We start from the raw sequence: 7,145 nt of genomic DNA, 5'->3' as shown, positions 1-7,145 counted from the left end.
CGCTGGTCTGTATAGCCTTGGACTACAGTAAAAACGGAAGACTTTCATTGAGTGATAAATTCCCTGTGAGCCGTGCAGTAGACAATCCAGAACTCGCGCGTCATACGGAACTCATGAAAAAAGAACTAAAGAAAAATGAAGAGCATCTTGCTGCAAGCCTTAAGCGACTTTCGGAAGAGCTGAAAAGAATTGGTTACTAGATAAATGCCGCCCATTTGGGCGGTTTTTTGTATCTGCAGATCGCTCGTATTTACCATAACATCTCAGTCACGAACCGGGACCTCAGCTGCCGGACGCAGTCTTTTGCAGTCATGAAAGAGTCAGGGCAAAAAAAACCGCCGTGCAGGCGGTTCAAAGAGGTTTTCAGTGGCTTTTGCTTTTATCGCCGCCGGGCGGAGCCGCCGCCGGTCAGGCTTAATGATAAAGGGGATCGGCGGGACGGCAAGCGTAAGCGGCAGATATACCGGGCCGCGCTCCGGACGGATCCGCGGGTTCCAGCAGGATGGCTCACCCGTATTCAGGCAAAAAAAGCCCCCGCAGGGGGCCGAAGACGTGCAGTGGCTGAAAAAGCCTGAATCCCTGGTGAAGGGATGGGATCAGTATGGGCCGGATTTTCGCCTGCGCAGGCCCGGCGGCATAATTTTTTCGTACCTGCCTGCATGTTGTATTTAACATAACAGTACTTGGGCGCACCCCCTGAGAGGCCCTCAGCGCGATTCTGCGGCCTGAGGGCCGTTTCCGGAACCTTTACCTGTCCGAATCGTGAAAAAACCCGCCTGATGATTTCTGCGCGTCTGCATGACTATGCACGCAGGTGAATGGCGGCTGGTTCCGGGCGGATGCTGGCACTAAAGCCGCGTTTTCGCAGGAAATGGTCATTTCCTATAACGGTGAACGGGCGCGCAGTTTACTGTGCGGCCGTGAGGCGTTGGACAAGCCGGCAGGCGCGGCAGGAATAGTACTTGGGGAGCAGATGTAACGTCTCTGATTAGTGCTGATTCCCACAAACGACGCCCAAAAGCGATCGGGTTTATCGCGAAAGGTCACTGCCTGCGTCGTTTAAGGTCACAGCCTGCGCCGCAGCGTTAACCTTTGTGGAGATCAGCCCTGCTTTTCCTATGGAGCCTGCTACGCGTCTTCAGGCGTACCGGAACGGACAGCCGTCGCCTCCACAATTAGTGCTGATTCCCATAAAAGACACGCAAAGGTGATGGGATTTGCCGTCAAAGTTCAACGGCTGCGTCGTTGAGTGTGGGGATCAGCACTAATCATGCTGCCGTCGTTGCTATGGAGTACGTTAAACATGAGAGCCTGGTACGCTAACCATGAGTGGTTAGTACGTTAGATCTGCCAGTCTGTCGCCGCTGTGGGAAACAGCACTAATCACGCTGCCGTCGTCGCTGTGGGAAACGGCACTAATCACGCTGCCGTCGTCGCTGTGGGAAACGGCACTAATCACACTGCCGTCGTCGCTGTGTTGTACGCTAAACATGAGTGGTTAGTACGTCAGATCTGCCAGTCTGTCGCCGCTGTGGGAATCAGCACTAATCAAACTGCCGTCGTCGCTGTGGGGATCAGCACTAATCACGCAGCAGCCGCCACTGTAGAGTACGTTAAACATGAGAGCCTGGTGCGCTAACCATGAGTGGTTAGTACGTAAAACTCGCCGCTCTGTCACCGCTGTGGGAATCGGCACTAATCAAAAAGGATTTAAATCTACCGCTAACCATGCAACTGAGAGAGCAACCAAAGCAAACTCAAGGGATTCTATGTTCAGGTTCGTAGAACCGCATCAGGGTTTCAAAGGGAAGATCCCTTTGGCACATCGATGGATACATGAAATAACCGTCAGGTATTTTGTGTATACATCGGTATCGTGCCTGTATTTCTTTCAACATAAGGCGGCTATAACGCAGTAAACACATTACAAACACACTATAAACACAAAAAACAGTGCCCAAACACACTTCAAACACACTTCAAACACAAGAAATCCCGGAAGCACGTTGCATCTACAATTGAAGGTTAAGATTCTGGTATACGGGACATAAATAAACCCGAGGAGAAAAAGTGAAACTCATTACACACACTGAATTACACGAAAAATGGATGCGCGACGAAATTTACAGAAAAGAATATGAGGCAGAATTGCGAAGAGAAGATGCCAGTACTTCAAACGAGGTTGTAAACGAGAACAAACCTGACCGGCAGAAAAGATAGGGCTATTTCCAGAACTGCCACCATCTCACAGGAGGGGGCGAAGGCCGCTGTGGCTCCTGTTTATGTTCAAGAAGCATCATAGCCTGGCGAAGAGAACTTATGTGGTCATCCCGGGAGGCTACAGCCTCTTTCAAACCCTCATTTTCTTTCTGTAACAACTCAATTTTATGCTGTAAATCTTGTAAATCCTGGCCGTTAAACCGTGTAACGTCCTGTTCCTGGTTTACTGTAAAATCTGTTGCTACAGAAAAACTTTCAATGGTACCGAAAACCCTCATAAGCTCAGACGTATCAATGGCTTTTACAGTTTTACCTCCCTTTACAACAGGCGTAACGTTAAGTTGGCCGCTGTTAATCAGCTTGTAAATGGTGGGACGGCTAATGCCGGCAAGCCTTGCTGCTTCACTGATAGATACGGTTGCCATGCAGTCTTCGCTATTCCTGAGTTAACGTTGCCATAAGACTCCTGTGAAGGCGTTCAACATCCTCATGAAGTCTTTCACACATGTCTGCTTCGCAGTCTAAATCCAGCTCATTGAGTTTTTCCAGCAAAAGCAGACTCTGGCCCTGAATGAATTTTGCAATGTTCAGCGCAGTTTTGTGCTGTTTAATCATCAGACGCTCCGGTGCGTACGTGCCATATGCTGACAACAGATGAAATGACGCTTCCTCGGTTCCCCGGGCTTCGCCAGACGAACGCTGCGGCGAGCGTTACCGGCTAACGACGGAAAGGCTTAGGTTTGCTCCAGGTGAATTCAGCGGCCTGACGTTCGACAGCCCGTGCCTGTTTAGCGGCCTCAGCTTCACGCTGTCCCAGAAGCTGCTCGCGGGCAACTCGCAACACCTCTTTTTTTTCCGGCCCCGACAGCTTTTTACCGTTTGCCCGTTCCGCTGCAAAGACAGCATCATCAAGAAACTGCTTCTCAGACTTAGATACAACATGCAGACGACCAGCCATAAATCCTCCAGGTTAACGTCAACAGCGCCCCCCTTTCCCCCCGAGCCTGGTCCCCGGCACCCCGGTTTTCCATAGGCTCCGCCCTCCTGACGAGCATCACAGAAATCTGGCGATTCCCGGTGCTCAAATCAGAAGGGGCGAAACCCGACAGGACTTAAAGATACCGGACGTTTCCCTCCGGTGGCTCCCTCGTGCGCTCTCCTGTTCCCACCTTACAGCTTAGCCCGTGTCTTTCCGCTGTTATGGCCGCGTTTTCTCATACCACGCCTGACACTGGGTGCTGCTTAGGTGGTTCGCTCCAAGCTGGGCTGTATGCACGAACTCCCCGTTCAGCCCGACTACCACGTCTTGTTCAGGTAACTGTTCTCTTGAGTCCAACCCTGACAGACACGACAAAGCGCCACTGGCGGTAGCCACTGGTAACCGGTTTACGGAGCGGATATGTATTTACGTTGTAAATACGGAGTTCTTGAAGTGGGAGCCCAACTACGGCTACACTGAAAGGACAGATTTGGTTACTGCGCTCCGTTTAAGCCAGTTACCACGGTTCAGAAGTTCCCCAACTTACTGAACCTTGAAAAGCCGCCTCCCCAGGCGGTTTTTCTTTTTATGTGTCAGAGATTACATCTTCAAAAGTAGTAAAACAAGCTGAAGCGATAAGTCATCTGATTACCACCAACCTCTTGAAAAAGAGCTTCATTATCACACTTAAAGATTGAAAATTTTGTGATATCGACTTAAAGTGTTGACTATAGTCAACAAAAGAATAGCATTTATGAACCGCGACGAGATTTTCACGACCATAAAGAACAGCATAAGAGATTTCATTTTCTATACGGATGACCAGCAATTAGTAGCTAATGGCGACTGCTTAGACGTACTAAAAAAGATACCAAACAATTCAGTATCTTTAATTCTCACCGATCCGCCATACCATGCCACACAGAAAAAAAACATCTACGGTGATACCCAATTCAAAAAAGACGACGAGTATATTGATTGGATGGAGGAAATATCAATTGAATGGAGAAGAATATTAAAGCCAAATGGCTCTCTGTATTGCTTTTGCGATTCTTCCATGTCTGCAAGATTAGAAGTTATGCTATCTGCCAGATTTAACATCTTATCTCACATTGTCTGGACTAAACCTAACCAACCTGGATTTGATGGTTGGAAAGGGAAAATGAAAAAGGAATCTTTACGCCAGTGGTATGCTCATTCAGAAAGAGTGATATTTTGCGAGCCAGCAAAAAATGGTAACTTGCATCGCTCCGCTTTTGGTGAACTGTTGAAAGAAAAAAGAACACAATCAGGTCTTAGCGGTCATATGCTAACTGAGCTGACTGGGGCCTATGGAAAGGTTAACCATGGTGGCGCAGTTTCAAACTGGGAGACAGGAAGAAACATCCCCAGCCGCGAACAATATGAAAAAATAAGGGAAGCAATCATTGGAACAGGGAAAGTATCATTCATGCCAGATTATGAAGATGCTATAAGACCCTTCATCATATCAAAAAATGTTGAATATACTGACGTGTGGAACTTTGAATCGGTAAGGCCATACAAAGGAAAGCATCCAGCAGAAAAGCCTCAAGATATGCTAGACCATATAATTAATGCTAGCTCCTATGAAGAAGACATAGTTCTTGACTGTTTTTCTGGATCAGGAAGTACAGCTTTATCAGCAAAAAGAAATAATCGAAAATGCATATCAATTGACATTGATATGCATTGGAGTGAATACACAAAAACAAGAATATATGATTTATTCTAAAAGCAGGCACCGTTAAGGTGCCGTTCTAAACCTTTCATTTCTTACTAATACATCATGCATCCATTCTAATGTATTATCTATACCTGAATCCTTAACAACAACGTTACAATGATGATGTCCCCACCCTAAATTGTAAGGTTGATGATTAAACTCACCATACCTTAACTCATTGATATGGAATAAATTAACCTCAGTTACGGTAAGATCATGAACTCTTCTAAATTCTTGTTGCTCGACTTTTGAAAAAAATCCCTTAGCTGATATTTTAGCCAAACATAAAGGACACACGGTTTCTAATTCAGCATCAACTATTCTATTTTTAATTAAAAGATGTTTATCCAACAACCCAAACTTTTCAGCTACCTCATAAACTAGTTTTTTTCTTTCATGAGCATCTTCTGGTGACATTTCATACTCTACAGCAGCTTCAATCGAGTCATGGCACATCCAATATATTGCCTCAAGTTGACACCTTGCTTTTTCTATTGATTCTTTGTCAGAGTATTCAAAAAGACGAATACCTGCACCTTTAGATGTTGTAACATTATATCCAAATGATATCTTGCCCATTCTTTCAGAGGTTGTTCCAGAGACACGGCTAACATAATCACCACCAAGATCACCCTGTCTAGACATGGGCTGGACACTTCTAAGGCCAAAAGTATTAGGATTATATAGGTTATATTGATACCTTTGACTATAAAAGACCAAGCAATTAAATCCAAGACGCAGACCACAATTACTCATAATAGCAAGCGTCTCATCTCTTTTCTCGCCAAACAAGTAATCAGGCGGCAAAAGAACTATATATCCATTATCATATTTTTTCGTTAGGAGACACCTATTTTCAACTGGAATTATTAATTCAAACGGTATTAAAACAGTACTATTTCTTGAAACTCTATTTTGATAAATAACATCATCATCAGCACCGCGAGTCTGACCTGTTTTATATATTTTACGCTCCAATAATGAGGGGAGCTTAACTTTCCTTACCATGCTGAGAAATCTCCTTTATAAGCATTTCAAAAAAAACAACCTCATCAACATCAAGTCCATTTATAATAAAACTTAAGGTTCTTACGGTCAGGTTTCTAGAACTCCTTTCAATGCCTGAAATATACGTTCTATCAAGACCCGACTTGTATGCAAGATCCTCTTGTGTCATGCCTTTATCTAATCTTATTTTTTTTATTAAAAAAGACACCTTTACTAAAAGAAGGCTTTCCATAATAAGTTTTCTATTGATAACAGATAGCATCATCATGCACAAATGTTGACTATAATCACACGGACTATAAGTCACATTTCAATCATGTTAATTCTATAACTACCTGAAATATTCAAAATATGGGATTTTACCAACTCTCGGTTACCATCACGGCACGGCGCTACGCACCTTGTAAAGGAAGGTTAAATTGCAATGCAATCGCTTTATAGAGGCGCTCGACACTCTGTAGGTAATTCAACCTACAGAGGCCGTATGAGCACCTTCAACACAAGAACAGATCGTTACCCGGACGGCAGACCTCACGGTCATCGCCATCCTCCGTCTTACTGGATCGGGCATAACCCCGGAAGCTGGAATCGCCTGTACACCACTCGCAGACGCCGTGCGGCAGACCGGCATAATGTCTGGCTGGTGATCGCCGGTTGTGACCCTGACGGAATGGTCTGGATGCCGGAACGGCGACCAACTGAGTACTACTGGTAATAAAAAGCCGCCCTGTGGCGGCTTTTTTATTCCTGCCACTCACACTCTAACATCCAGCTACGCATCGCCTTTTCGCTCATTCCTCATCGAAAAATAAACATTTAGTTACATTTATAAACTTTTATGATTTATAAAAACCAGCAAGTTTAGCGAAAAGGAGATTCGATATGAAAATACCAGTTCACTTAAAGCACAAACCAATCATTGAAGTTGAAAACTACAATCGCATTGACGGGCCATACGATGCTGACGCAACGGATGCCATGGGTTTATCAGTAGGGATCGCTCAGTGGAATAAGGCGGGCTTGACTGATCTATCTGCAAAGGTTTGGCGAAACCCTGGCGAAAAATGGTCAAGGCAGTCTGAAGAACTTCCTCTACATCGTGCAATCGACTTAGCTACGCTGGTCTGTATAGCCTTGGACTACAGTAAAAACGGAAGACTTTCATTGAGTGATAAATTCCCTGTGAGCCGTGCA

General features: G+C 45.3%; 7 protein-coding genes and 1 pseudogene. 3 read left to right on the top strand and 5 right to left on the bottom strand.

All coding sequences use genetic code 11. From position 1 onward, the window contains the following. Positions 1–200: pseudogene (locus HFD97_RS21810) on the top strand (hypothetical protein); the annotation flags it as partial. 2,022 nt (positions 201–2,222) lie between these two features. Here the strand turns inward: HFD97_RS21810 and HFD97_RS21805 are convergent. The 3 genes from HFD97_RS21805 to HFD97_RS21795 form a co-directional block, all read right to left on the bottom strand. After that, on the bottom strand, positions 2,223–2,645 hold the full coding sequence (locus HFD97_RS21805) for a helix-turn-helix domain-containing protein (RefSeq protein WP_167432531.1): 423 nt from the start codon (positions 2,643–2,645) through the stop codon (positions 2,223–2,225). Between the two features lie 10 nt (positions 2,646–2,655). Next, entirely contained in the window at positions 2,656–2,835 is a 180-nt protein-coding gene (locus HFD97_RS21800) for a Rop family plasmid primer RNA-binding protein (RefSeq protein ID WP_167432530.1), read from the bottom strand. A gap of 103 nt (positions 2,836–2,938) precedes the next feature. Next, a complete protein-coding gene (locus HFD97_RS21795) occupies positions 2,939–3,178 on the bottom strand; it encodes a hypothetical protein (RefSeq protein ID WP_167432529.1) in 240 nt (79 codons plus the stop codon). A gap of 775 nt (positions 3,179–3,953) precedes the next feature. Between HFD97_RS21795 and HFD97_RS21785 the strand changes: the two genes are divergently transcribed. After that, a complete protein-coding gene (locus HFD97_RS21785; protein WP_167432528.1) occupies positions 3,954–4,952 on the top strand; it encodes a site-specific DNA-methyltransferase in 999 nt (332 codons plus the stop codon). A 12-nt stretch (positions 4,953–4,964) separates the two neighbouring features. On the opposite strand, the gene HFD97_RS21780 is transcribed toward HFD97_RS21785, so the two are convergent. Both HFD97_RS21780 and HFD97_RS21775 read right to left on the bottom strand, forming a co-directional pair. Further along, on the bottom strand, positions 4,965–5,951 hold the full coding sequence (locus tag HFD97_RS21780) for a BstXI family restriction endonuclease (RefSeq protein WP_167432527.1): 987 nt from the start codon (positions 5,949–5,951) through the stop codon (positions 4,965–4,967). After that, positions 5,935–6,183, bottom strand: a complete 249-nt coding sequence (locus HFD97_RS21775) for a helix-turn-helix domain-containing protein (protein ID WP_167432526.1) — start codon at positions 6,181–6,183, stop codon at positions 5,935–5,937. Before HFD97_RS21775 ends, HFD97_RS21780 begins: the two co-directional genes overlap by 17 nt. A 650-nt stretch (positions 6,184–6,833) precedes the next feature. Between HFD97_RS21775 and HFD97_RS21770 the strand changes: the two genes are divergently transcribed. Continuing rightward, a partial coding sequence (locus tag HFD97_RS21770; RefSeq protein ID WP_221412747.1) for a DUF6530 family protein occupies positions 6,834–7,145 on the top strand: 312 nt, incomplete at its 3' end.

Source organism: Pantoea sp. EKM103V (assembly GCF_011800365.1).
GTDB classification, from domain to species: domain Bacteria; phylum Pseudomonadota; class Gammaproteobacteria; order Enterobacterales; family Enterobacteriaceae; genus Pantoea; species Pantoea anthophila.
The sequence above is the reverse complement of the archived record's forward strand: the minus strand, read 5'-3'. Positions and strand labels throughout refer to the sequence as shown.

Bases quoted from the DNA above. Each gene is read 5' to 3' on its own strand.
- HFD97_RS21805 (WP_167432531.1), bottom strand. From the start codon at position 2,645: ATGGCAACCGTATCTATCAGTGAAGCAGCAAGGCTTGCCGGCATTAGC.
- HFD97_RS21800 (WP_167432530.1), bottom strand. From the start codon at position 2,835: ATGATTAAACAGCACAAAACTGCGCTGAACATTGCAAAATTCATTCAG.
- HFD97_RS21795 (WP_167432529.1), bottom strand. From the start codon at position 3,178: ATGGCTGGTCGTCTGCATGTTGTATCTAAGTCTGAGAAGCAGTTTCTT.
- HFD97_RS21785 (WP_167432528.1), top strand. From the start codon at position 3,954: ATGAACCGCGACGAGATTTTCACGACCATAAAGAACAGCATAAGAGAT.
- HFD97_RS21780 (WP_167432527.1), bottom strand. From the start codon at position 5,951: ATGGTAAGGAAAGTTAAGCTCCCCTCATTATTGGAGCGTAAAATATAT.
- HFD97_RS21775 (WP_167432526.1), bottom strand. From the start codon at position 6,183: ATGGAAAGCCTTCTTTTAGTAAAGGTGTCTTTTTTAATAAAAAAAATA.